The sequence below is a fragment of the Sphingomonas sp. CCH21-G11 genome (assembly GCF_001555965.1).
In the GTDB taxonomy this organism is placed as follows: domain Bacteria; phylum Pseudomonadota; class Alphaproteobacteria; order Sphingomonadales; family Sphingomonadaceae; genus Sphingomonas.
In genome coordinates this window covers 1-22,725 of record NZ_LSHX01000028.1, presented here as the reverse complement: position 1 = coordinate 22,725, position 22,725 = coordinate 1, and the positions used below count along the sequence as shown (strand labels likewise).

Annotated in this window: 23 protein-coding genes; 11 read left to right on the top strand and 12 right to left on the bottom strand. The window is 68.6% G+C overall.

The annotated features are described in order from the left end of the window. Positions 1-18: 18 nt before the first annotated feature. Genes AX676_RS06235 through AX676_RS06225 form a run of 3 tightly spaced genes read left to right on the top strand, consistent with a single transcriptional unit; the run spans position 19 to position 3,588 of the window. Positions 19-1,458 carry an NAD-dependent succinate-semialdehyde dehydrogenase gene (locus AX676_RS06235; protein ID WP_066482061.1) on the top strand — a complete coding sequence of 480 codons (1,440 nt, stop codon included), beginning with the start codon at positions 19-21 and terminating at the stop codon, positions 1,456-1,458. Between the two features lie 47 nt (positions 1,459-1,505). After that, positions 1,506-1,922: a hypothetical protein gene (locus AX676_RS06230; protein WP_066482059.1), complete on the top strand. Its 417-nt coding sequence runs from the start codon at positions 1,506-1,508 to the stop codon at positions 1,920-1,922. 10 nt (positions 1,923-1,932) lie between these two features. Continuing rightward, positions 1,933-3,588, top strand: a complete 1,656-nt coding sequence (locus tag AX676_RS06225; protein WP_066482057.1) for a thiamine pyrophosphate-binding protein — start codon at positions 1,933-1,935, stop codon at positions 3,586-3,588. On the opposite strand, the gene AX676_RS06220 is transcribed toward AX676_RS06225, so the two are convergent. The 8 genes from AX676_RS06220 to AX676_RS06190 form a co-directional block, all read right to left on the bottom strand. Next, positions 3,585-4,364 (bottom strand): alpha/beta hydrolase, encoded by a 780-nt coding sequence (locus AX676_RS06220; protein WP_082730985.1) that lies wholly within the window; start codon positions 4,362-4,364, stop codon positions 3,585-3,587. The genes AX676_RS06225 and AX676_RS06220 overlap by 4 nt on opposite strands. Before the next feature lie 164 nt (positions 4,365-4,528). Beyond that, entirely contained in the window at positions 4,529-4,672 is a 144-nt protein-coding gene (locus AX676_RS18035) for a hypothetical protein (protein WP_197417084.1), read from the bottom strand. Positions 4,673-4,682: 10 nt separating this feature from the next. Next, positions 4,683-5,048, bottom strand: coding sequence for a hypothetical protein (locus AX676_RS06215; RefSeq protein WP_066482055.1), 366 nt, complete (start codon positions 5,046-5,048; stop codon positions 4,683-4,685). Positions 5,049-5,117: 69 nt separating this feature from the next. Next, positions 5,118-5,288, bottom strand: coding sequence for a CsbD family protein (locus tag AX676_RS06210; protein WP_066482053.1), 171 nt, complete (start codon positions 5,286-5,288; stop codon positions 5,118-5,120). 75 nt (positions 5,289-5,363) lie between these two features. Further along, the gene (locus tag AX676_RS06205; RefSeq protein WP_066482051.1) at positions 5,364-6,617 is read right to left on the bottom strand and encodes an esterase/lipase family protein; all 1,254 of its coding nucleotides are present in this window, start codon (positions 6,615-6,617) and stop codon (positions 5,364-5,366) included. Between the two features lie 44 nt (positions 6,618-6,661). Further along, the gene (locus AX676_RS06200; protein ID WP_066482050.1) at positions 6,662-7,663 is read right to left on the bottom strand and encodes an alpha/beta hydrolase; all 1,002 of its coding nucleotides are present in this window, start codon (positions 7,661-7,663) and stop codon (positions 6,662-6,664) included. Positions 7,664-7,665: 2 nt separating this feature from the next. Next, on the bottom strand, positions 7,666-9,954 hold the full coding sequence (locus AX676_RS06195) for a TonB-dependent receptor (protein ID WP_156437814.1): 2,289 nt from the start codon (positions 9,952-9,954) through the stop codon (positions 7,666-7,668). Between the two features lie 130 nt (positions 9,955-10,084). Further along, positions 10,085-11,092: a helix-turn-helix domain-containing protein gene (locus AX676_RS06190; protein WP_066482049.1), complete on the bottom strand. Its 1,008-nt coding sequence runs from the start codon at positions 11,090-11,092 to the stop codon at positions 10,085-10,087. A 139-nt stretch (positions 11,093-11,231) separates the two neighbouring features. Between AX676_RS06190 and AX676_RS06185 the strand changes: the two genes are divergently transcribed. From AX676_RS06185 to phbB, 3 genes are read left to right on the top strand one after another with little or no spacing between them, the layout of a single operon-like run. After that, positions 11,232-13,424: a xanthine dehydrogenase family protein molybdopterin-binding subunit gene (locus tag AX676_RS06185; RefSeq protein ID WP_066482245.1), complete on the top strand. Its 2,193-nt coding sequence runs from the start codon at positions 11,232-11,234 to the stop codon at positions 13,422-13,424. Next, positions 13,421-14,428: a ferrochelatase gene (gene hemH / locus AX676_RS06180; RefSeq protein ID WP_066482048.1), complete on the top strand. Its 1,008-nt coding sequence runs from the start codon at positions 13,421-13,423 to the stop codon at positions 14,426-14,428. The genes AX676_RS06185 and hemH overlap by 4 nt, the downstream gene beginning before the upstream one ends. A 33-nt stretch (positions 14,429-14,461) precedes the next feature. Then, positions 14,462-15,184, top strand: a complete 723-nt coding sequence (phbB, locus tag AX676_RS06175) for an acetoacetyl-CoA reductase (RefSeq protein WP_066482046.1) — start codon at positions 14,462-14,464, stop codon at positions 15,182-15,184. A gap of 202 nt (positions 15,185-15,386) precedes the next feature. Here phbB and AX676_RS06170 read toward each other — a convergent pair whose 3' ends face one another. Further along, the gene (locus AX676_RS06170) at positions 15,387-15,770 is read right to left on the bottom strand and encodes a glycine zipper 2TM domain-containing protein (RefSeq protein WP_066482043.1); all 384 of its coding nucleotides are present in this window, start codon (positions 15,768-15,770) and stop codon (positions 15,387-15,389) included. A 188-nt stretch (positions 15,771-15,958) separates the two neighbouring features. On the opposite strand from AX676_RS06170, the gene AX676_RS06165 reads away from it, so the two are divergent. Continuing rightward, positions 15,959-16,954: an esterase-like activity of phytase family protein gene (locus AX676_RS06165; protein WP_066482041.1), complete on the top strand. Its 996-nt coding sequence runs from the start codon at positions 15,959-15,961 to the stop codon at positions 16,952-16,954. On the opposite strand, the gene rpmB is transcribed toward AX676_RS06165, so the two are convergent. Then, entirely contained in the window at positions 16,951-17,247 is a 297-nt protein-coding gene (rpmB, locus tag AX676_RS06160; protein ID WP_066482038.1) for a 50S ribosomal protein L28, read from the bottom strand. The genes AX676_RS06165 and rpmB overlap by 4 nt on opposite strands. Before the next feature lie 175 nt (positions 17,248-17,422). Between rpmB and AX676_RS06155 the strand changes: the two genes are divergently transcribed. From AX676_RS06155 to AX676_RS06145, 3 genes are all read left to right on the top strand, one after another. Further along, a complete protein-coding gene (locus tag AX676_RS06155; protein ID WP_066667084.1) occupies positions 17,423-17,668 on the top strand; it encodes a hypothetical protein in 246 nt (81 codons plus the stop codon). 84 nt (positions 17,669-17,752) lie between these two features. Further along, positions 17,753-18,181, top strand: coding sequence for a nucleoside deaminase (locus AX676_RS06150; RefSeq protein WP_066482033.1), 429 nt, complete (start codon positions 17,753-17,755; stop codon positions 18,179-18,181). Continuing rightward, positions 18,178-18,549 (top strand): hypothetical protein, encoded by a 372-nt coding sequence (locus AX676_RS06145; RefSeq protein WP_156437813.1) that lies wholly within the window; start codon positions 18,178-18,180, stop codon positions 18,547-18,549. The genes AX676_RS06150 and AX676_RS06145 overlap by 4 nt, the downstream gene beginning before the upstream one ends. 49 nt (positions 18,550-18,598) lie before the next feature. Here the strand turns inward: AX676_RS06145 and AX676_RS06140 are convergent, their stop codons facing one another. Further along, positions 18,599-19,276, bottom strand: coding sequence for an OmpA family protein (locus AX676_RS06140; protein WP_066482028.1), 678 nt, complete (start codon positions 19,274-19,276; stop codon positions 18,599-18,601). A 150-nt stretch (positions 19,277-19,426) separates the two neighbouring features. Between AX676_RS06140 and AX676_RS06135 the strand changes: the two genes are divergently transcribed. Beyond that, entirely contained in the window at positions 19,427-20,725 is a 1,299-nt protein-coding gene (locus AX676_RS06135; protein WP_066482022.1) for a hemolysin family protein, read from the top strand. Between the two features lie 83 nt (positions 20,726-20,808). Here the strand turns inward: AX676_RS06135 and dxs are convergent. Beyond that, the coding region (gene dxs / locus AX676_RS06130; protein ID WP_156437812.1) for a 1-deoxy-D-xylulose-5-phosphate synthase at positions 20,809-22,725 on the bottom strand (1,917 nt) is incomplete at its 5' end.

The window sequence follows — 22,725 nt, the reverse complement described above, 5'->3', positions numbered from 1 at the left end:
CCTGCCGAAGGACGCACCATGCCCGACCAAGCCTATGACGCCGACCTCAAGCTGTTCGTCGCGGGGGCATGGCAGGCGGGCGAGGGGCGCGACACGCGGCCGGTGGTCAATCCCGCGACCGGCGATGCGATCGCCGAGGTGCCGCTCGCCTCGTCCAGCGACCTCGATGCGGCGCTCGACGCCGCCGACCGGGCGTTCGCGCCCTGGCGGGCAACCGATGTCGAGGCGCGGGGCGCGATTTTGCACAAGGCCGCGGCGCTGATGCGCGAGCGCGCCGACCAAATCGCCGCACTGCTGACGCGCGAACAGGGCAAGCCGATCGCCGAGGCGAAGGGCGAGGTGATGGGCGCGGCGCAGATGTTCGATTTCTATGCCGAGGAGGCCAAGCGCGCCTATGGCCGCGTGCTGGTGCGCCCGACCGGCCAGCGGTCGATCGTCATTCCCCAGCCGGTCGGCGTGACTTTGGCGCTCAGCCCGTGGAACTTCCCGGTCTATCTGATGGCGAAAAAGCTCGCGCCGGCACTCGCCGCCGGTTGCTCGGTGATTGCCAAGCCGCCGGAGGAAACGCCGGCGTGCACCAGCGCGATCCTGCGCTGCCTCGACGATGCGGGGTTACCCAAAGGCACCGCGCAATTGGTGTTCGGGGTGCCCGATACGGTCAGCCGCCACCTGATCGCCTCGCCGGTGGTGCGCAAGGTCAGCTTCACCGGATCGGTGCCGGTCGGCCAGCACCTGCTCAAGCTCGCCGCCGACGGCGTCAAGCGCACGACGATGGAGCTTGGCGGCCATGCGCCCGTGCTGATCTTTGCCGATTGCGACCTGGAAAAGACGCTCGACATGGTCGTGCCGCAAAAGTTCAGGAACGCCGGACAGGTGTGCGTCAGCCCGACGCGCTTCTATGTCGAGGCGTCGATCTACGAGGCGTTCCTCGCGGGGTTTGCGGAGCGCACCGCGCGGCTGCCGGTCGGTGACGGGTCGGACCCCGCCAATCGCATGGGGCCGCTTGCCAATGTCCGCCGTCCGGAAGCGGTGGAAAAGCTGGTGGCGGATGCGCAGGCGAAGGGCGCGCGCACGCTGGCCGGGGGGGAGCGGTTCGGTGACGGCGGCTTTTTCTTCCGCCCGACCCTGCTCGCCGACGTGCCGGTCGAGGCCGACATCATGTCGAACGAACCGTTCGGCCCGGTGGCGGTCAGCCGGTCGTTCGAAACGTTCGATGAGGTGATCGAACAGGCCAACCGCCTGCCCTATGGCCTTGCCGCGTTTGCCTTCACCGAGAATGGTCGCCGCGCCAATCTGCTCGGCGACGCGCTGGAGGCCGGCATGGTCGGAATCAACAATTTCGCGATCAGCAGCGCCGATGCGCCGTTCGGGGGCATCAAGCATTCGGGCTTCGGCAGCGAAGGCGGGCCTGAGGGGCTGGCGAGCTATCAGGTGACCAAGGCGATCCATCAGGCCTGAGCCATGTCGGTTACGATTTGGCAAAATATTGCTGCTACCGAGTCGCGATGGACGCAAGATTCGAAATCGACGTCGACCCGTCGCGCAACCTTGTCCGTCAGAAGCTGGCCGGCTTTTTCGGCCCGGACGATATTGCGCGGTTCGTCGCCGCCCGCAACGCCGCGCATCGCCGGCTGACCTGTGGTCCCAACCAGCATGTCACGCTGGCCGATGTGCGCGAGATGAAGATCCAGCCGCAGGAAATGGTGCAGGCGTTCGGATCGGTGCTCGCCGATCGCAGCCAGCAGTCGCGCAAGCTGGCCTTCGTCTTTTCCTCCTCGCTCGCACGGATGCAGCTGCTGCGCGCGGCCGAGCGGCGCGATGCGCGTTACTTCACCAGTATCGCAGAGGCCGAAGCGTGGCTGATGGCCGATGACGATCCGGAGGATGCGGCGCCGCTTTGCAGGGAAGCCGCTGCCCGCTAACAAGCCGGGCATGACTGAACCACGCAGTGGCGGCCGCATCCTGGTCGACAATCTGGTCGCGCAGGGCTGCGATCGCATCTTTCAGGTGCCGGGCGAGAGCTTTCTGGCCGTCCTCGACGCACTGGTCGATGTGCCCGCGATCGACGTCGTCACCTGTCGCCAGGAGGGCGGGGCGGCGTTCATGGCGTGCGCCGACGGCGCGCTGACCGGCCGGCCGGGCGTGTGTTTTGTCACCCGCGGGCCGGGGGCGACCAATGCCTCGATCGGCGTCCATGTCGCGATGCAGGATTCGCAGCCGATGATCCTGTTCATCGGCGATGTCGATCGCGGGATGCGCGACCGCGAGGGGTTCCAGGAGGTCGATTTCGTTGCGATGTTCGCCCCGCTGGCCAAGCTGGCGCTGAGGATCGACGATGCGCGCCGCATCCCCGAATATGTCGCGCGCGCGTTCAGCGTGGCGATCAGCGGCCGGCCCGGCCCGGTGGTGATCGCGCTGCCGGAAGACATGCTGAAGGATGTGGTCGAGGCGGTGGATCGGCCACCCGTCGAGCGGCATCGGATGCCGCTCGATCCTGCCGATTTCGACGAGGTGCTCGACCGCGTGCGCAAGGCCGAACGCCCGGTGGCGATCGTCGGCGGGGCAGGCTGGGACACGGCGACCGGCGCGGCGTTCGACTGCTTCGCGCGCAGCTGGGGCATCCCGGTGGCGGCGGCATTCCGGCGGCAGGACGCGATTTCCAATGACTCGCCGGCATGGGCAGGCAATCTCGGCTATGGCCCCAACCCCAAGCTGGTCGCGCGGATCAAGGCCGCCGATGTCGTGCTGGCGATCGGCGCGCGGCTGGGCGAGGCGACCACCGACAGCTACACGCTGATCACCCCCGATCACCCCGGCCAGACGTTGATCCACATCCACCCCGATCCGGCGGAGCTGAACCGCGTCTATCGCGCCGATGTCGCGATCTGTGCCGATGTGCTCGAAGCCGCTGCCATGCTAGCCGCCGCCGAGCCGCCCGCGATGCCGCACCCGTCAGCTGCGCAGGCGCGGGCCGATTATCTCGACTGGACCACCCCCGCGCCCCGCGACGGCGTTACGCTGGACCTTGGCCAATGCGTGCTGGCGATGCGCGAGAGGATCGCGGCGGTGGACGCCATCATCTGCAACGGCGCTGGCAATTTCTCCGGCTGGTGGCATCGCTATTGGCGCTACGGCCCCCATGGCAGCCAGTTGGCCCCCACCGCGGGCGCGATGGGCTATGGTGTGCCCGCCGCCGTCGCCGCCGCGCGCCGTTGCCCGGACAAGACCGTCGTCGCGGTGGCGGGCGACGGCGATTTCCTGATGAACGGGCAGGAACTGGCGACTGCGGTCCAGCATGGCATCGATCTGCTGGTCATCGTCGTCGACAATGGCGGCTATGGCACGATCCGCATGCACCAGGAGCGCGACTATCCGGTGCGGGTCAGCGGCACCGAATTGCGCAACCCCGATTTCGCCGCACTCGCCCGCGCTTTCGGCGGCTGGGCGGAGACGGTCGACCGCACCGCCGATTTCGCCCCCGCGCTCGACCGCGCGCTGGCCGAGCGCGGCGTGCGGCTGCTGCACCTTCGGACGGATATCGAAGTGATCACGCCGGGCACGACGATCACCCGGCTGCGCGACGCCTAACGCCGGATCGACGCCAGGAAGCGTTCGACCGCCATCCAGTTGGCCGGCGCGCCGGCGGCGTTGCGCGCGGCGATCAGCGTCGAGCTGCCATGCACGCCGGTTTTCGGCTCGGCCACCGTCGCGCCGCCGGGCACCGCCGCGGCGATGTCCCGTGCCGCCCGGAGCTCGCCCGCGTCGCTTGCCGCGGTGACGAACACCGGTGCCTTGACCCGTGCCGCCGCATCCCGGACCAACCGGGGCGACCCCAGATACTCGCCGGGCGAGAATGCGAGCACGCCCGCGACCTTGTCCGCATGATCGGCGGCGACCAGAAACACCAGGGCGGCCGAGTAGCTGCTGCCCCAAAGCAGCACCGGCGCGTCGCCCGGCCGCGCATCCGCCCAGGCGACCGCCGCGTCGAGGTCGGCGCGGGCCTCGAGATAGTCGCGCGTCCCGCCCAGCGCGCGCACGGTTTCGTTGCGGCCGAACAGGTCGCCGCCCGACCGCTGGTCGATCGCCAGCGAGCTGTAGCCCAGCTCGGCGAGGTGCGGCTGGATGGTCGCATATTCGTCCTTGCTCGACCCCGCCTGGTGGAACAGCAGGATCAGCCCGCGCGCGTCGGTCACCTCGAGCAGCCGGCCCGTCACCTTCACCCCGTCAGCCGCGGTCAGGCCGATCGTCCGGGCGGCGGTCGGCGCGAGTTCGGAGGCCGCGACGGCCGCGTCGGCGACGGGCGGGCCCGCATCGGTCCCGCATCCGCCCAGGATCAGCACCGCGGTGAGGGGAAGCAGACGCATGATGCGCTCCGATGGCCAGGGTGACAGAATGATATCGCTGTCGGAGCGGGTTTCGATCGACATCTTGCCCCCGCCACGACAGCGGGGCGCCGGACGAAGGATCGTCCGACGCCCCGTCGCAGGTCGTCAGGCCAGGCGGTCATCCCCGCCGGGCGGTTGGAGGATCAGTCGCAGCACGGCAGGCCGCAGCACACGCCGATGGCGCAGCAGGCTGCGTGCACCGCAGTGCCGACGGCGCCGGGCGCGGCCGCATAGGCCGAGCTGGCGGTGAAGAACAGGCCGATGGCCCCGTATTTCAGATAACGCATGTCAAATTCCTCAAATGGTCGATTGGGTGATCGCTGCGGCTTGGCCGCGCGGCGGGGGTGGATCGGGACTGGCAGGAAAGCGTGCCGGGTCGCGGCTGTGGATGATGGCATAGGATACGGGCGCGACGCGTGCGGCGTGATCGACCGGGTTCGCGCGGACGAGGCCGGCATGACAGCCGGCGCAGGCGACGTCGCACGCCGCCGATGGTCCGGGTCCATCGTCTTCGTCGGGACAGCAGGGGTGGGTGCAATCGGGGCGGACCGGCGCGGGCGCGACCACGCCCATATGCGTCGGTGCCATATGAAAAGACGCCCCCGCCGCGCCGGTCGGCGCGAGCAGGAGCGTCGTTATCAGGATCAGGACGACCCGGCGCATGTGCCTGCCTATCATGCCGCGGGTTTCGCTGCAAAACGGGCCGGGGTTACCGCGCCGGGGGATTTTTCGTCAGATGTCGTCGCCGAGCGCGCCCTTCACCTTGCCGGCAAACTGCTGGGCCTTGCCCTTGCCTTCCTGGGCCGCGCCCTCGGCGCGCGTGTCGGGATCGTTCGACTGCTGCTTGGCCTTGCCCAACGCTTCGTTGACGTTGCCTTTGATCTTGTCGGTCAGCTCGCCCATGGCGGAACTCCTTTCGGGTTGTGGTCGTGATGGTTGATCAACGGCCGGTCCCGATCGGAGTTCCGGGGAGCGGCGTCAGCTCGCCGACAGATATTGCCGGATATAGTCGGTCGACGTGCTGACCCAGCCGAGTTCCAGGTGATTGACTGCGACGGTCACGCTGCCGCCATGGGTGGTGATCCCCTGGATGTCACGGCAGCTTTCGATGAACACGACGCCGTCGGATGGCCCGGTATGTTCATTGTGGAGCAGCGCGATATCGGGCTGGTTGCCGCAGACATTGTGGACGCGCACGCCGGCGGGCGAGGGCGCGTAGCGGATGGTATCGACCAGCGAGCGGCTGAGATAGGCGTTGAGGCCCGGCCCGGCGCTGTAGAAGCCGGTGCCGCCGTAAAAGGTCGTGTACCAGTCCTGCTCATAGGTCGGCAGCGCGAACCGGCCGACCCAGGATTTGAGCAGTTGCGCCGATCCCGGGAAATAGGCCGAGCCATAGGTCCATTCCGCGCCCGAGCGCCACAGGCCATAGCAGACCAGTGAATCATGCGGGGTCGGCCCGTTGATGACGCCGCCGCACGCCGGATAGACGGTCAGGCTGAACGTCCAGCCATGGCGGAACGACAGGTCGATGCCGTTGTTCGCGCTGCCCAGCAGGATCAGCCGGCGCACGTCGCCGCGATAGGCGGTGCCCCAGCTCTTGCGGACGCCGGAGATGTACATGCGCGCGTTCGACGCGGCTTTTGACCAGGCGACGACGTCGACCGATGTCGCCCCGGTCCGCGATTTGATGATCGCGATCGCATCGGCGATCTGTTCCGACCAGAAATAGCCGTCGCCATTCTTGTGCGGCAGGCCGAGCGCGAACACCTTGTACCCGTCCGCCGACAGCGTCTGCATAAGCCCGGTCGAGGGGCAGGTCGGCCGGCCGCAGCCATAGCCACCGGCTTCATTGGGGTCGGCCCAGGCGAGGTCGGCGTCCTGGTTGGCGCCATGGACCAGCAGCACCGGGGTCGCGCGCGTGCCGGTGTTCCATCCCGGCGCGTAATACATCAGGAATTTCGACGAATGCGGCTGCGGCGTGCCGAACGCGGTCGCGCGCTGGCCGCTCTGGTCACCGCGCCCGTCGGTGGGAAAGGCTTCCTGGGTGAAGCCGGTGGCGTTGTCGCGCCATCGCTCGATGCGCACCCAGCCATTGGCGATGCCGCTCGAATAGGTCGCCTCCAGCGTGGTGCTGCCCGCCGATGCCGGCGCGGCGGCACCGGCCATCGACATCGTCACTGCAATCGTCGTCCACAGGCGGCGCCAGCCGCGTGCAATCCGGGTTCCCGTCATGGCCTCTCACTCCTGTTGTGGTTTGGCCGGTGTCCCCGGCTCTGCTAGATGATGCGCATCGCCTGTCCCATCGCCTGGGCCAGCTCGCGGCGCATCGCCTGCGCGCAGTCGAGGACGCCGAAAGACAGGAAGGCGTGGATGGTCGATTCAACGCATTCGTAGCGGCTGGCGATGCCGGCCTCGATCAGCCGCAGATGATAGGCATGGGCCTCGTCGCACAGCGGGTCGTGTCCGGCGGTCACGATCATCGCCGGGGCGAGGTCCGCGGGGATGTCGCCGATCAGCGGCGATACGCGCGGGTCGTCGGGGCGGGCGGGCGTGCCGGTCAGATAGACGTCTCGCGCGAAGTCGATCCCGGCATTGGCCAGGAAATAATCGCCCGCGCCGAAATCGCGACGCGACGCATAATCCGCATGGTCGGCGGTCACGTCGGTCATCGGATAGACCAGATATTGTGCGCGCAGCCCGCCGACCCCCGCCTGCGCGATTTCGCGGGCGACCACGGCGGCCAGGTTGCCGCCCGCGCTGTCGCCCATCACCGCGACGCGGGCCGGGTCGCAGCCGATCGTCGCGGCCGATCCCATCAGGAATCCGGTCGCGGCCATCGCATCGCTCAGCCCGGCGGGAAAGGGATGTTCGGGAGCGAGCCGATAGTCGAGGCTGAGCACCGCGACCCCGCTCAGCGCGGCGAGCGACGCGGTGAGCCCGTCATAGGCGTCGATGCCGCCGAGCGACCAGCCGCCGCCATGCAGGAACAGCACCACGCCGGGGTCGGCCCCGTCCGGCGCGGCGGGGCGATAGAGTCGCGCGGGGCGGTCGCCGGCCCCGCCGGGCACGGTCAGGTCGACGACCCGTTCGGGGCGCAGATCGCGATCGGCACCGCGAAAGGCCGCGAACACCGCGTCGGCAAAAGCGCGCGATCCGGCCATGCCCTGTTCAACCACGCGCGGCAGCCATTCCTGCTTCATGGCGTCATAAGCGCGCAGCAGCGCCCGGCTCTGCGGGTCGAGCGTGTCCATGTCGGCCGCCACCGCCTCGCGTCGCACGCTCAATACCGGACGATCAGGCGCAGGTCATAGGTGCGCGGGGCGCTGAAGAAGCCGACCTGGACGCCGGGGAATTCCTGGAGGTTGAACCCCTGCACCCGCACATTGCGGTCGGTCAGATTTTCCACCCCGGCGCGCAGCTGCCAGCGGTCCTGCGGGCCGTTCAGCGCAACAAAGGCGTTGATCCTCTCATAGCCCTCCTGCCGCAGCAGCGGCGAATCGGTGATCTCGGTCGCCACGGTCGAACGATAGGACCCGTCGACATGGAAGGTCGCGGACAGGTAGCTGCTGAGCGGTGCGGTATAGGTCGCGCCAAGGCTGGCGTTGAAATCGGGCGCGTTGACCACGCGGCGGTCGCTGACGTCGGTGACCACCCCGCCGACCAGGATGTCGAAGCGGTCGTAATTGGCATCGAGGAGGCCGAGCGAGCCGGTGATCGCCAGGCCGTCGGTGGGCTGGGCGAGCAGTTCCAGCTCGGCACCCCACGCGCTCGCCGACGCGGCGTTGGTGAACAGGCTGACGAACACGCCGGTGACGGGATCGGAGCCGAACGACGTCACCTGAACATCGGTATAGTCATTGTAGAAGACCGAGCCGTTGAGCGTCAGCCGCCCGTCGAGCCAGCTCGTCTTCGCGCCGCCCTCATAGCTCCAGACGAATTCAGGGCGGAACGGCTGGAACGCGAAGTCGGTGGAGGCACGGCCGTCGAACCCGCCGCTCTTGAAGCCGCGCGAGGCCGATGCATAGAGCAGCACGTCGTCGCTCGCCTGATAGGAGATCGAACCGCGCGGCGTGAACGCGTCGAAGCTCGCCTCGCCGTTGATCGGTCGCCCGGCGACACCCACCCCGGCAAGAAACGGTGGTGTGTTGCGGATCGTCGAGATGGCGGGGTTGAAGAAATTCTCGAACAGCCGCCCCGAGCTGCGATCCTCGGTCGTGTAGCGCAGGCCCGCGGAAATGCTCAGCCGGTCGGTCAGCTGATAGGTGGCGTCGCCGAAGATCGCATAGCTGTTGGTTTCCTGCCGCGTTTCGGCCAGGCTCGACGAGGCGAAGCCGAACAGCGTGACCGGAAAGCCGAAGATCGTCGCCGCGCCGTTGTCGACGCCTGAAAAGGTCGTGTCGTCGTCATAGAAATAATAGAGGCCGCCGGTGAAGGTCAGGTTGTCGGGGTCCTCATAGGTCAGGCGCAATTCCTGGCTGAACTGGCGCTGGTCCTGGTTGAGCAGGATGTCGAGGATCGGCAGCCGCGAGCCGTCGGTGTCGAGGTTCAGGTCGAACCGGAACTCGCGATAGGAGGTGATCGATTCCACCGTCACCTTGTCATTGACGAACCAGCGCGAGGTGAGCGCCACGCCCCAGCCGGTCTGGTCGGACAGGCCGTTGGCGTTGGTATCGACCTGATAGTCGCCGGGGCTGGCGGGGAAGGTAACGAGCCCGCCGGGGATCGCGCCGGTGATCGGCGTTTCGCGCACCGGGCTGCGCGACGTGTCGGGGCGGTCGACGCGGCCATCGGCGCTCAGCAGGAACTCGACGTCGCTCGACGGCTCGAACAACAGCGAGACGCGGCCCGACAGCGTGTCGACATCGCCGTCGTCCTGGCCGGTGAAGCTGTTCTGGTTATAGCCGTCGCGCTTCGAATAGGCGAAGGCGACCTTGGCGCTCAGCGTGTCGCCGGCGATCGGTCCGCTCAGCCGCCCCTTCAGGATCAGGCTGTCGAAATTGCCGTAGCCGACTTCGCCATAAGCCGTGACGTCGCGGGTCGGGCGGGTCGACACGAACTTGATCGCGCCGCCGATCGTGTTGCGGCCATAGAGCGTGCCCTGCGGCCCGCGCAGCACCTCGATCCGCTCGACATCGAACACCTCCAGGAACGCGGCCTGTGAGCGCGAGATGAAGACGTCGTCCACATAAACACCGACGCCGGGGTCGGCAAAGGCGAGCGAGTCATTCTGGCCGACGCCGCGGATATAGATGACCGCGTTCCCGGCATCGCCTTGGTCGAGATAGAGGTTGGGGGTGGCATATTGGATGCCCGACAGCGTGTCGGCCTGGAGGTTGCTCAGCGCATCCTCGCCGAATGCGGAGATCGAGATCGGCACGTCCTGTAGCGATTCCGCGCGGCGGCGCGCGGTGACGACGATGTCGCCGGGCAGCGGATCGTCGGCTTGCGCCTCGGTGTCGGCCGGGGGACCGGCATCCTGGGCCATCGCGCCGACGGGCGCGCCCATCAGGCCGATCGCCGACGCCAGAACAGCGGCGCGGATGCGCCCGATCCCGCTTGAAACCTTCATGTCTATCCTCCCCGCCGATCATTGGTCGGCTTGCTCGCGAGGATCAGGCTAGGCGGGAAGGGGTGCGAGGGTCGAGGACAAGCGCGGTCAAGTTGACAGGACAAATTCGCTCACGCCGCGCAATGCGCGATCAGGCTTCGTTGTTCTGTGGTTCGCCGCGCATCCGGCCGCGATATTGCGCGGGGGTGACCGCGTGCCAGGCCTTGAACGCGCGCGAAAAGCTGCGCGCGTCGCAAAAGCCGAGCGTGTCGGCGATGTCGGGGACCGCGCGGCCGTTGGCGAGCAGCACCGTCGCACGCCGCGCCAGCGCCTCCGCGCGCAGCGTCCGGAAATCGGCACCCTGCGCGGCAAGCCGGCGGCGCAGCGTCGCGACGCTCAGGCCAAGCCGACGGGCGATCGCCGCCTGGTCGGTGATGCCGCCGCCCAGCAGGCTGCGGACCTGGGCGACCGGATCCCCGTGCGCGGCATCCGCCTGGCGCGCGTCGATTGTGGCGAGGATGCGCGCATAGACGTCCTGGCTGGTGAAGGTGCCGAGATCGGGCGGGATGCCGAGCGCCGCGGCGCCGGGCGCATATTCGAGCAGATAGGCGTTGGCGTGGCGGCGGACCGGCACGTGCCAGTAACCGAGCAGCCCGTCCGCCGCGCCGGTGCCCGGCCGACGCGTCGCGACCATGCGGAGCCACGGATCGAGCGGGCTGGACACCACCATCGACAACATGCTGTGCACAAAGATCAGCACCCCTTCCATCACGGTGGTTGCCGCGTCCGGATCGGCATCGAACGCAAAGGGAAAGCCGGCATCGTCGATACGATAGACCAGCCGGTCCGCCTGACGCTCGACCCGGTTGAAGCTGCCGCCGTGGAGGAGGTTATAGGCGCGCGCGATCCGCCGCATCACCTCCTCGAGGTCGCGGGCACCGGCCAGCGTCTCGCTGACGAAATCGGTCGTGCCGCGCGCCAGCGGCCGGCGCGACAGCTGGCACGTCTCGTCCTCGGTCTCGATCGACAGCTGGAGGAGCATCCGGAAATGCCGCGCGATCACCGGCTCGGCGTCGGCGGGCACGGCCGCCGATATGGCGGGTGCCGCGCGGACGGCGCGGTCGGCAGGCAGCGGCGGGCGCGTTGCGTGCGGATGCATCGCCGCGATTGTGCGTCGCTTGCGCGCGGATCGCAATCGACTTTGCGCATCGACCCGGTCGATGCCGCGTTTGCGGGACGTCAGGTCATGTTTCCAATTGCGGGCAAGCGCACTAAGGCCGGGTGCGATGGCGGACCAAATGGCCAAATCGCCCCGGATCAGCCGGCGGCGCCTGATGATCGGCGGCGGCGCGGGCGTCGGGCTGGTGGTCGCGTGGTGGCTGTGGCCGCGCCGCTACCTCCCCAACCTGCCGGTGGGGGAGGACGAGACGCTGTTCAGTGCGTGGCTGAAGATCGCGGAAACCGGGCAGGTGACCGTCGCCGTGCCCCAGGCCGAGCTGGGGCAGGGGGTCTATACCGCGCTGCCCCAGATCCTGGCCGACGAACTCGGCGCCGACTGGCGCACCGTCGGTGTCGAGCCGGCACCGCTGCACCCCCTTTATGCCAATCCCGACGGTGCGCAGGCCCTGTTCGGCACCAAACCCGCGCGGCACGCCGATGTGGCGCTCATGCTGACCGCGGGATCGACATCGGTGCGCGCGTTCGAAGCGCCGCTGCGCGAGGCGGGCGCGGCCGCGCGCGTCATGCTGTGCAAGGCGGCGGCGGCGCGCTGGGGCGGCGACTGGGAATCCTGCGCCACCGCCGACGGGTTCGTCATGCGCGACGGGCAACGGCTGCGCTTCGCCGAACTGGCTGCCGAAGCGGCAGAGCACCGCGTGCCCGAGGCACTGCCCCTGCGCAGCGAGGGCCCACGGCTGACCGGCCAGTCGCTGCCCCGGCTCGACACCCCGGCAAAGGTCGACGGCGCCGCCAATTTCGCTGCCGACATCCGCCTGCCCGGCATGGTGTTCGCCGCGATCCGCCAGGGGCCGATCGGCGACACGCGGCTGGTGCGGATCAACCGCGCGGCGGCCGAGCGGCTGCGCGGGGTGGTCGGCATCGTCGAACAGCCCGGCTGGGTCGCGGCGGTGGCGGAAAGCTGGTGGGCGGCCAATCGCGCGCTCGACACGCTCGCCCCGCGCTTTGAAACGCGCGGCGGCATCGTCAATTCGGACAGCATCGCGGCCGCGCTGCGCACCGCGATCGCGGGTGAGGGCACGCGCATGGCGTCCATGGGCGACCTTGCCGCCACCTTTCGCGGGGCATCGATCGTCAGCGCCGAATATCTGGCCGCACCGGGACTGCACGCCGCGATCGAGCCGATGAGCGCGACCGCGGTCTGGCGCGACGGACGGCCGACGGTGTGGATGCCGAGCCAGGCACCCGCGCTCGCCCGCGCGGCGATCGCGCGCGCTTGTGCCGTCGATGCCGACACGGTGACGCTGCACGTCACCATGGCGGGCGGATCGTTCGGCGCCAAGCTGGAGCCCGACGTGGGTGTCCAGGCCGCGCTGATCGCGCGCGCGGTCGACAAGCCGGTCCAGCTGACCTGGTCGCGCAGCGAGGACTGCCTGCACGATCGCTATCGCCCGCCCGCGCTCGCCCGCCTGAGCGCGCGCGTCCAGCCCGGCGGCAGCGTCACCGGCTGGCTTGCCAAGATCGCCGCACCTTCGATCGGCCGCGAGCTCGAGGCGCGGCTCAACGGCGGGGAAGCGGGCTGGCGCGGCAGCCTGGGGCGCAGCGGCGATGCGGCGGCGGTGGCGGGCGCGCGGCCGCTTTACGCCATCCCCAATCTGGCGATCGACCACCATCCGGCCGATATCGGCGTGCCGGTCGGCGAATGGCGGTCAGGCGCGCACGCCTATACCTGCTTCTTCAACGAATGCTTCGTCGATGAACTCGCGCATGTCGCCAATGTCGAGGCGATCAGCTTTCGCACGACGATGCTGGCGGCCGAGGCGCGGATGGTGCGTTGCATGTCGGTCGTCGCCAGCCTGGGCGCGTGGCAGGGCGGGATTCCGGGCAGCGGCCAGGGCGTCGCCACCCATGCCGCGCACGGATCCTACATCGCGGTGCTGGCCGAAGCGCGGCCCACCGGCGGCGGGATCAAGGTCGACCGGCTGATCGCCGCGGTCGATTGCGGGCGGATGATCAATCCGGACCTGGTCCGCCAGCAGATCGAGGGCGGGTTGATCTTCGGCATGGCCGCCGCGATTGGCGGCGCGACCGGATTTACCGAGAATCTCGCCGATGTGCGCGGCTTTGCCCAAATGCGGCTGCCGACGCTGGCCGATATGCCCGAACTGTCGATCGAACTGATCGAGAGCAATGCGGATCCCGGCGGGGTCAGCACGCTGGCGGTGCCGCCGGTCGCCCCCGCCATCGCCAACGCGCTGGTCGCGGCGACCGGCACCCGGATCCGCCGCCTTCCCCTGTTGAGCGAAAGCGAATGACCTTGCCGCCCGATCATCCCCCGGTCCTCCGTCCGCGCATCGGCGTGCTGCTGATCAACCTCGGCACCCCCGACGATCCCAGCCCGCGCGCGGTCAAACGCTATCTGGCCGAGTTCCTGTCCGACCGCCGCGTCGTCGAGCTGCCGCCGATCGCGTGGCAGCCGATCCTGCGCGGGCTGATCCTCAACACCCGGCCGCGCAAGTCGGCGGAGGCCTATCGCGCGGTATGGACCGATGACGGCTCGCCGCTGGCGGTCATCACCCGCGATCAGGCGGCGGCGCTGCAGGGCGCGTTCGGGGCCGATGTGACGGTCGACTGGGCGATGCGCTATGGCCGGCCGTCGATCGCGGAGCGGCTGGCGGCGATGCGCGAAGCCGGGTGCCAGCGCATCCTGGTCGCGCCGCTCTATCCGCAATATTGCGCGGCGACGACCGCGACCGCCAATGACAAGGTGTTCGCCGAGCTGATGAAGCTGCGCTGGCAGCCGGCGCTGCGCACGCTGCCGCCCTATCACGACGACCCCGCCTATATCGACGCGCTCAGGGTATCGGTGGAGGCCGGGCTGGCCGCGCTCGATTTCGTGCCCGACACGATCATCGCCAGCTTTCACGGCATGCCGCGCCGCACGCTCGACCTCGGCGACCCCTATCATTGCCAGTGCCAGAAGACCGCGCGGCTGCTGAGCGAGGCGCTCGGACGGCCGTTGACCGTGGCGTTCCAGTCGCGGTTCGGCCCGGCCGAATGGCTCGGCCCGCCGACCGACGACACGCTCGTCGAGCTGGCAAAAGCCGGCAAGCGCAAGGTCGCGATCCTCGCGCCCGGCTTTTCGGCCGACTGTCTGGAGACGCTCGAGGAGCTGTCGATCCGCGGGCGCGAGCAGTTCGAGGAAGCGGGCGGCACCCATTTCGCCTATCTGCCCTGCCTCAACGCGTCGCCGGGCGGCATCGAATTGTTGCGCCATCTGATCGCGCGCGAGCTTGAAGGCTGGGTGCGACCCGCCTAACCGTGGGTCAAACACCAGCAAGGAGTGTCGAGGATGTCGAGGGTAGCGATCGTAACGGGCGGGACGCGCGGAATTGGCGAGGCGATCAGCTGCGCGCTTGCCGCACAAGGAATCACGGTGGCGGCGAACTATGCCGGCAATGACGAGCGTGCCCAAGCGTGCGCCGCGCGCAACAACATCAAGGTCTACAAGTGGGACGTCGCCGACCACGACGCCTGTATCGAGGGCGTGAAGCGCGTCGAGGCGGAGCTGGGGCCCGTCGACATCGTCGTCAACAATGCCGGCATCACCCGCGACGGCACGCTGATGAAGATGAGCTATCAGGCGTGGAAGGAAGTGATCGACACCAATCTGGGCGGCTGCTTCAACATGGCCAAGGCGACCTTTGCCGGGATGCGCGAGCGCAAATGGGGCCGCATCGTCAATATCGGGTCGATCAACGGCCAGGCCGGGCAATATGGCCAAGTCAACTACGCGGCTGCGAAATCGGGCATCCACGGCTTTACCAAGGCGCTGGCCCAGGAAGGCGCGAAGTTCGGCGTCACCGTGAACGCGATCGCACCGGGCTATATCGATACCGACATGGTGGCGGCCGTGCCCGCCGACGTGCTGGAAAAGATCGTCGCTAAGATTCCCGTCGGGCGGCTGGGCCAGGCGCATGAAATCGCGCGCGGCGTGGCATTCCTGTGCTCGGACGATGCGGGCTTCGTGACGGGGTCGACGCTGTCGATCAACGGCGGCCAGCATATGTATTGACGGGCGGAGGCGGGTCGCGCGCCGCGGACCGCGCCGGTGCGCGGCAGCGCAGTGCCCGTCACGGCCGGCGGGAGCCAGCCGGCTCCCGACCGACGACGCGGCGGCTTTGCCGTCGCCGTCCTTGCTTGTGACATGATAAGAGGGGCCGGCCCCCGAAGGAACCGGCCCCCGCCCTCGCTACGCTACCCGAGGGATCGAAGGATCAGCGGCAACCGCGCGGACGGTCGGCCCGGTCGATCGCGCGTCCGGCCAGCGCGCCAACCGCGCCGCCCAGGATGGTGCCGACCGCCCGGTCGCCACGCCCGGCGACTTCGTTGCCGAGCAGGCCGCCGGCGATCGCGCCGACCACCAGACCACCGGTGCCATTGTCGCGGCAGCGATAGTTGTTGCGGTAATTGTTACGATAGTAGCGGCGGTCCTGGCGCCAGTCGCGGCGGTCGCGGCGATAGTCGCGATAGCCATAGCCGTCGTCGTAGCCGCGGCCATAATAGCCGTCGCGGTCAAGCGCCATGGCGGGCGCGGCGGGGACCAGAGCAGTGGCACCCATCGCGAACGCGGCGCCGGCGAGCATCAGCTTGTTCAGCATTTCAAATCTCCTCGTCACTTCACGTTTCGATCGTGCCGGCGCCGGAACCAGGTCCATCCGCCGTCGATGAAAGCGTTATGCGCGAGTCGCGCTGAGGCGATCCTGAATGCGCTCGTTATGCGCGGTTCAGCTTCGCGGGGCGGCATCATGCCCTTGAATAATCCGCGTGGGTGGTGCGAAGGCGCGGGATGCGTCGCGTTCTTGTCGTCATCTTCCTCATTCTGGCGGGCGTGCCGACCTGGTCGGGCCGCGAACGCCTGCCGCTGTTCGGCGCGAGACCGGTGCTGCGCGCCGAACGCGTTGCGCTCTACCCCGACAGCCCCGCGCGGCGCGATCTCGGCGCACTCGAATATCTGGGGGGGCTGCGGCTGCGCGGCAACGACCCCGCCTTTGGCGGCTTCTCCGCGATGACGGTGGCGGGTGACCGGTTCACGCTGCTTGCCGACGGATCGACGTTCATCCGGTTCCGCATGGGCAGCGACCTGCGCCCGCAGAGTGCCCGGTTCGGAGTGCTGTCGCAGGGGCCTGGCACCGGCTGGCCCAAGGAAAGCCGCGATTCGGAGGCGATGGCGCGCGACCCGGCGACCGGCACCGCCTGGGTCGCGTTCGAACGGACCAATCAGATCTGGCGCTATGAAGGGCAGCTGGCGCGCGCGACCGGCCAGGTCGTCCCGGCGCTCATGCGGCCATGGTCGACCAATGGCGGGCCCGAATCGATGGCGCGGCTGCGCGACGGGCGGTTCATCGTGATCGCGGAAAACACGCGCTGGCCCGAGGATCGAGCGCGCGGACCCGGCATCGAACGCGCCGCGATTCTATTCGATGGCGATCCGGTCGCGCCCGGCACCCGCGCCGATCGCTGGCGCTATCGCCCGCCGGCCGGCTTCAGCCCGACTGATGCGACCGAGCTTCCCGACGGGCGGATCGCGATTCTCAACCGCCGGGTCGGCGCGCCCGACTTCTTCACGGCGGTGCTGACGGTGATCGACGGTTCGGCGCTACGTCCGGGCGCGACGCTGACCGGCCGCATCATCGCGCGGTTCGAGCCGCCCGTGCGCCACGACAATTTAGAAGCCATCGCCGCGACGCGCGAAGGCGATGCGACCATCCTGTGGATCGCGTCCGACGACAATCAGTCGTGGCTCCAGCAGACGCTGCTGCTGAAATTCCGGCTGGTGGATTAGGCGGCCTTGGTCGCCGACAGCTTGCGCGCGACGTCGCGCTTCAGGCGGCGCGCGCGCAGCGACAGGTCGTCGTCGCTGGTCTTGATCAGCCAGTTGTCGAGGCCACCGACATGTTCGACCGAGCGCAGGCCGTGGGTCGACACGCGCAGCTTGACCGAACGCTCCAGCGCGTCGGAGATCAGCGTCACATTCTGCAGGTTGGGCAGGAAAGTGCGCTTCGTCTTGTTGTTGGCGTGGGACACATTGTGACCCACCTGGCGACCCTTGCCGGTCAGCTCGCAAATGCGCGACATGATTCGTTCCTGATTTCGGTCTGGCGGGGCCCGAGCCCCGGAAAGTGGGCGCGATTATCGACAAAGTGCCGCCGCGTCAACCGCCCGGACGCGGTTGCATTGCCCGGCCGACGCAACCCTTGGCCCTGCCGGCGCGTTCGACTCGGTACTGAAACAAATGGAAAAGAGGTGGACGATGCGCGGATTCCTGATTCTGGTGGCGATCCTGGTGATCGGCGTGGTGATCCTGCTGGCGACCGGTATGATGAATATCGACCAGACCGCGGACACCAAAGTGCCCGAAATCAAGGTCGAGGGTGGTCAGGCCCCCGAATTCGACGTAGATGTCGGCGATGTCGACGTCCGCACGGTCAACCGGACGATCGAGGTTCCGGTGGTCGAGGTCGAACAGGCCGAAAAGTCCGATCGCGCGCCCGAATAAGGCGGGACGGCCGCGCCCGGCGCGGGCTGGCGCAAAGCCACGGTGGGCGGCATAGGGAAGACGATGTTCCCCTTGCCCCCGCCGATGCGCGCCGCGCTCGACGCCGCCGACGACGCCGCGCGACGGGGCGATATCCCCGTCGGCGCGGCGATCGTGCATCGGGGCGAGGTCATTGCGACCGCGGCGAATGCCCCGCGCGGGGCGCATGACCCGACCGGCCACGCCGAGATCCGGGTAATCCGCGCCGCCGCCACGCTGCTGGCGCGCGACCGGCTCGACGATTGCGACCTGTGGGTGACGCTGGAGCCCTGCGCGATGTGCGCCGGGGCGATCGCGCATGCCCGCATCGCGCGGCTCTACTACGCCGCGCCCGATCCAAAGGGCGGTGCGGTCGAACACGGGCCGCGCTTCTTCAACCAGCCGACCTGCCACCACCGGCCGGAAGTCTATGCCGGACTTGGCGAAGCCGAGGCGGCCGACCTGCTCCGCCGATTCTTCGAGGCGAGGCGATGAGCGTCAGGGCCAACACTGCCCGACGTGTGCGGCCCGGCGGTCTGCGGCACATGGTGGCGCTGCTCCTGCTCGCCGGCTGCACACCTGGCGACAAATTCGATTCCGCGAAATGGAAGGGGGCGGATCTGACCACCCGTGCGCGCGCGGACATGGTCGATGCTCTGATCCGGCAACATCCCTTAGCCGGAATGCACCGCAACGACGTCGTTCGGTTGCTCGGCGAGCCGACGCAAACGGACAAGTGGGAGGGGTGGGACATGATCTATGTCCTTGGCCCGGCCAGCTACACATCGGTCGATCATGCGTGGCTGGTGATCAAGCTGGGTGCGGATGGCCGCGTTTCGGACTATCGCATCACCGCGGATTAGGCTCGCGGGTCTGCCCCGGTGCGGGATTGCACCGGGGCGACACGCGGGATCAGCCGGCGCTGGTGTCGGTGATCGGCACGATCTTGATTTCGACGCGGCGGTTCTCACTGCGGCCGGCCTCGGTATCGTTGCTGGCGACGGGCTGGGTTTCGCCGAAGCCGCGCGTGCCGATGCGCGCGCTCTTCACGCCCTGGGTAGCCAGATAGTCGGCGACCGACCGCGCACGGCGTTCGGACAGCGCCTGGTTGTAGCTGTCGGTCCCGGTCGAATCGGTGTGGCCGTAGACGTCGATATAGGTCTGCTCATATTGCGCGAGGACGCTCGCCACTTCGTTGAGCGTGCCGCGGAATTCGGGCTGGATGTTGGCGCTGTCGGTCGCGAAGGTGATGCCCGAGGGCAGGTTGAGCAGCAGCTCGTCGCCGTTGCGCGTTACCTGCACGTCGGTGCCCGCGGTACGGGCACGCAGCTCGCGCTCCTGCCGGTCGATATAGGCGCCGATCCCCGCGCCCGCGAGCGCGCCGATGCCCGCCCCGACGATCTTCTCGGTCCGGTCGCGCCGCCCGCCGACCAGGTCGCCGAGCAGATAGCCCGCGAGCGCGCCGCCGCCGCCGCCGATCGCGGCCTTCGACACGCGACGCTCGCCGGTCACCGGGTCGGTGACGCATGCGGTGGTGAGCGTCAGCGTGGCGACCGCGGCCGCACCCATAAGACGGGATGTGAACTTCATACTTTCCTCCTGAACAATCGCTCTTGCACTGCAGAACCATCGGACCGACGCCGTTGTTCCGGCAGCGGATCGAATCGCGTGCTGAACGCCGCCAGCTGAACCGGTTGTGAAAGGGGGCCGGTTGGCGCTAAGGGGATGGGACCAACGCTGATGGAAACCCTCCCTTCATTTCCCTGGCTGGATGTTGCGATCATCCTAGCGCTCGTCGCGCTGAACGGCGTGTTCGCGATGTCCGAACTCGCGATCGTCTCCGCGCGCCCGGCGCGGCTGGAGGCGATGGCGCGCGGCGGCAGCCGGGGTGCGGCCGCCGCGCTCAAGCTGTCGGAGGATCCGGGCAAGTTCCTGTCGACGGTGCAGATCGGGATCACGCTGATCGGCATCATCGCGGGCGCCTATTCGGGGTCCAGCCTCGGCCTGCCCGTCGCGCTGCGCATCGAGCGGCTGGGGATCGAGCATGAGGCGGCCGAGGTGATCGCGTTCACGATCGTCATCGGCCTGACCACCTATGCTTCGCTGGTGATCGGCGAGCTCGTTCCCAAGCAGTTCGCGCTGCGCGCGCCGGAGCCGATCGCGGCGCTGGTTGCGCTGCCGATGCGCTGGCTGGCCGTGGCGACGGCGCCGATCGTCTGGGTGCTCGATTCGACGACCTCGCTCGTCTTCCGCGCGATCGGTCTGAGCCGCGAGGCCGAGAACCGCGTGACCGCGGAGGAGCTTCAGGTGCTCGTCGCCGAAGCGCACAAATCGGGCGTGATCGAGGAGCATGAACGCTCGATCATCTCGGGCGTGGTGCGGCTGGCCGACCGGCCGGTGCGCGAGGTGATGACTCCGCGTACCGACGTCGACTGGCTCGACGTCGACCTGGATGCCGAAGGGCTGCGCGCGGCGCTGCTGCGCACGCCGCACACCCGCCTGCCGGTTGCCGAAGGGTCGATCGATTCGGTCGTCGGCGTCGTCCAGGCGCGCGACATCGTCGGGGCGCTGATGCGCGGCGAGGCGATCGACCTCAGGCGGCTGGCGCGGTCCGCGCCGGTGCTGCCCGATCAGGTCGACGCGATGGACGCGCTGGGCGCGCTGCGCCGGGCCGACGTCGCCATGGGCTTCGTCCATGACGAATACGGCCATTTCGAAGGCGTGGTGACGCCCGCCGATCTGCTCGCGGCGATCGCCGGCGAGTTCAACGCCGATGACCCCGGCGAAACCCCCGGCGTCCACGAGCGCGAGGACGGATCGCTGCTCGTGTCGGGCCAGATGCCCGCCGACGCCTTTGCCGAACGCATCGGCCTCGACCTGCCGGAGGATCGCGATTTCGCAACGGTGGCGGGGCTCGCGCTGGCCGTGCTCAAGCGGTTGCCCGAGGAGGGCGACCATTTCGTCGAGCAGGGCTGGCGCTTCGAAATCGTCGACATGGACGGGCGCAAGATCGACAAATTGCTGGTCAGCGCGACCTGATCCCCCCGTGGGGCTGGGATTCGCGCCAGCCGTCGATCATTTCTCCTTCGGTCGTCAGCGCCGCGTCGCCCGTCCGCCCAGGATCAGGCGCGCGCATCCTGTTCGATCGCGTTCTCGTTCCACTGCAGCGCTTTGAGGACGGTGTCGACGATGTGTTGTGCGTTGAGTTTTGCGAGGTCGTACTGGCGTTCGGGTTTATCCTGGTCCTGGAACAGGTCGGGCAGGCGCATGGTGCGCAGCCTGAGGCCGTGGTCGATCAGGCCCATGTCGCTGGCGAGGGTGAGGACGTGCGCGCCGAACCCGCCGATTGCGTTTTCCTCGATCGTGACGGCGACCTCGTGGGTGGCGAGCAGCCGGCGGATCAGTTCCTCGTCGAGCGGCTTGGCAAAGCGCAGGTCCGCGACGCTCGTCGACAGCCCCCTCGCCTCGAGCGCGTCGGCCGCCTTCACCGCCTCCGCCAGCCGCGTGCCCAGCGACAGGATCGCCACCTTGTGCCCGGTACGCACCATCCGCCCCTTGCCGATCTCGAGCCGCTCGGGCACCTCGGGCAGCGCCACGCCCACCCCGTTGCCGCGCGGATAGCGCACCGCGATCGGCCCGGTGTCGTGGCACACCGCGGTATAGGTCATGTGCACAAGCTCGGCCTCGTCGGCCGCCGCCATCACCACGAAGTTGGGCAGCGTCGCCAGATAGGTGACGTCGAAGCTGCCCGCATGGGTGCACCCGTCCGCGCCGACCAGCCCGGCGCGGTCGATCGCGAACCTGACCGGCAGGTTCTGGATCGCGACATCGTGCACCACCTGGTCATAGGCGCGCTGCAGGAAGGTCGAGTAGATCGCGCAGAACGGCCGCATCCCCTGTGCCGCCAGCCCCGCCGCGAACGTCACCGCATGCTGTTCGGCAATGCCCACGTCGAACGCGCGGTCCGGATGCGCCTTTGCGAACTTGTCCACCCCCGTCCCCGACGGCATCGCCGCGGTAATCGCACAGATGCGGTCGTCGGTCTCCGCCAGCTTCGCCAGCGTCTCGCCGAACACATTCTGGTAGCTCGGCGGTCCCGGCGGCGCCTTGTCCTGCGCGCCGGTGATCACGTCGAACTTCTGGACGCCGTGATATTTGTCGGCCGACGCCTCCGCCGGGGCATAGCCCTTGCCCTTCTTGGTCACGACATGGACCAGGATCGGCCCCTCCTCGGCATCGCGGACATTTTCGAGCACCGGGATCAGATGGTCGAGATTATGCCCGTCGATCGGCCCGACATAGTAAAAGCCGAGCTCCTCGAACAACGTCCCGCCCATCGTGATGCCGCGCGCGAACTCGTCGGTCTTGCGCAGCCCCGAATGCAGCGGCCGCGGCAGCCGCCGCGCCACCCGCTTCAGCGTCTCGCGCAGCCCCAGAAACTCCCGGCTCGACACGATGCGCGACAGATATGCCGACAAGCCCCCCACCGGCGGCGCGATCGACATGTCGTTGTCGTTCAAAATCACCACCAGCCGGTTGCCCGCCGGCTCGGCGTTGTTCATCGCCTCATACGCCATGCCCGCGCTCATCGCGCCGTCGCCGATCACCGCGATCGCCTTGCCCGGCTGATCCTTCAGCTTGTTGGCGATCGCAAACCCCAGCGCCGCCGAGATCGAGGTCGAGCTGTGCGCCGCCCCGAACGGATCATAGTCGCTCTCCGCACGCTTGGTGAACCCCGACAGCCCACCCCCCATCCGCAGCGTCCGGATGCGGTCACGACGACCCGTCAATATCTTGTGCGGATAGCATTGATGCCCCACGTCCCAGATCAGCTTGTCGTCGGGCGTGTCGAACACATAATGCAGCGCCACCGTCAGCTCGACCACCCCAAGCCCCGAACCCAGGTGACCCCCCGTCACCCCCACCGCCGAAATCACCTCCGATCGCAGCTCGTCCGCCAACTGGCGCAACTGGCCAGGCTTCAGCCTGCGAAGATCCTCGGGCGTGGCAACCGTATCCAGCAACGGCGTGTCGGGCGT

Excerpts from the sequence above, each read along its gene's own strand:
- AX676_RS06235 (WP_066482061.1), top strand. The coding sequence starts at position 19 with ATGCCCGACCAAGCCTATGACGCCGACCTCAAGCTGTTCGTCGCGGGG.
- AX676_RS06230 (WP_066482059.1), top strand. The coding sequence starts at position 1,506 with ATGGACGCAAGATTCGAAATCGACGTCGACCCGTCGCGCAACCTTGTC.
- AX676_RS06225 (WP_066482057.1), top strand. The coding sequence starts at position 1,933 with ATGACTGAACCACGCAGTGGCGGCCGCATCCTGGTCGACAATCTGGTC.
- AX676_RS06220 (WP_082730985.1), bottom strand. The coding sequence starts at position 4,364 with ATGCGTCTGCTTCCCCTCACCGCGGTGCTGATCCTGGGCGGATGCGGG.
- AX676_RS18035 (WP_197417084.1), bottom strand. The coding sequence starts at position 4,672 with ATGCGTTATCTGAAATACGGGGCCATCGGCCTGTTCTTCACCGCCAGC.
- AX676_RS06215 (WP_066482055.1), bottom strand. The coding sequence starts at position 5,048 with ATGCGCCGGGTCGTCCTGATCCTGATAACGACGCTCCTGCTCGCGCCG.
- AX676_RS06210 (WP_066482053.1), bottom strand. The coding sequence starts at position 5,288 with ATGGGCGAGCTGACCGACAAGATCAAAGGCAACGTCAACGAAGCGTTG.
- AX676_RS06205 (WP_066482051.1), bottom strand. The coding sequence starts at position 6,617 with ATGACGGGAACCCGGATTGCACGCGGCTGGCGCCGCCTGTGGACGACG.
- AX676_RS06195 (WP_156437814.1), bottom strand. The coding sequence starts at position 9,954 with ATGAAGGTTTCAAGCGGGATCGGGCGCATCCGCGCCGCTGTTCTGGCG.
- AX676_RS06190 (WP_066482049.1), bottom strand. The coding sequence starts at position 11,092 with ATGCATCCGCACGCAACGCGCCCGCCGCTGCCTGCCGACCGCGCCGTC.
- AX676_RS06185 (WP_066482245.1), top strand. The coding sequence starts at position 11,232 with ATGGCCAAATCGCCCCGGATCAGCCGGCGGCGCCTGATGATCGGCGGC.
- hemH (WP_066482048.1), top strand. The coding sequence starts at position 13,421 with ATGACCTTGCCGCCCGATCATCCCCCGGTCCTCCGTCCGCGCATCGGC.
- phbB (WP_066482046.1), top strand. The coding sequence starts at position 14,462 with ATGTCGAGGGTAGCGATCGTAACGGGCGGGACGCGCGGAATTGGCGAG.
- AX676_RS06170 (WP_066482043.1), bottom strand. The coding sequence starts at position 15,770 with ATGCTGAACAAGCTGATGCTCGCCGGCGCCGCGTTCGCGATGGGTGCC.
- AX676_RS06165 (WP_066482041.1), top strand. The coding sequence starts at position 15,959 with ATGCGTCGCGTTCTTGTCGTCATCTTCCTCATTCTGGCGGGCGTGCCG.
- rpmB (WP_066482038.1), bottom strand. The coding sequence starts at position 17,247 with ATGTCGCGCATTTGCGAGCTGACCGGCAAGGGTCGCCAGGTGGGTCAC.
- AX676_RS06155 (WP_066667084.1), top strand. The coding sequence starts at position 17,423 with ATGCGCGGATTCCTGATTCTGGTGGCGATCCTGGTGATCGGCGTGGTG.
- AX676_RS06150 (WP_066482033.1), top strand. The coding sequence starts at position 17,753 with ATGCGCGCCGCGCTCGACGCCGCCGACGACGCCGCGCGACGGGGCGAT.
- AX676_RS06145 (WP_156437813.1), top strand. The coding sequence starts at position 18,178 with ATGAGCGTCAGGGCCAACACTGCCCGACGTGTGCGGCCCGGCGGTCTG.
- AX676_RS06140 (WP_066482028.1), bottom strand. The coding sequence starts at position 19,276 with ATGAAGTTCACATCCCGTCTTATGGGTGCGGCCGCGGTCGCCACGCTG.
- AX676_RS06135 (WP_066482022.1), top strand. The coding sequence starts at position 19,427 with ATGGAAACCCTCCCTTCATTTCCCTGGCTGGATGTTGCGATCATCCTA.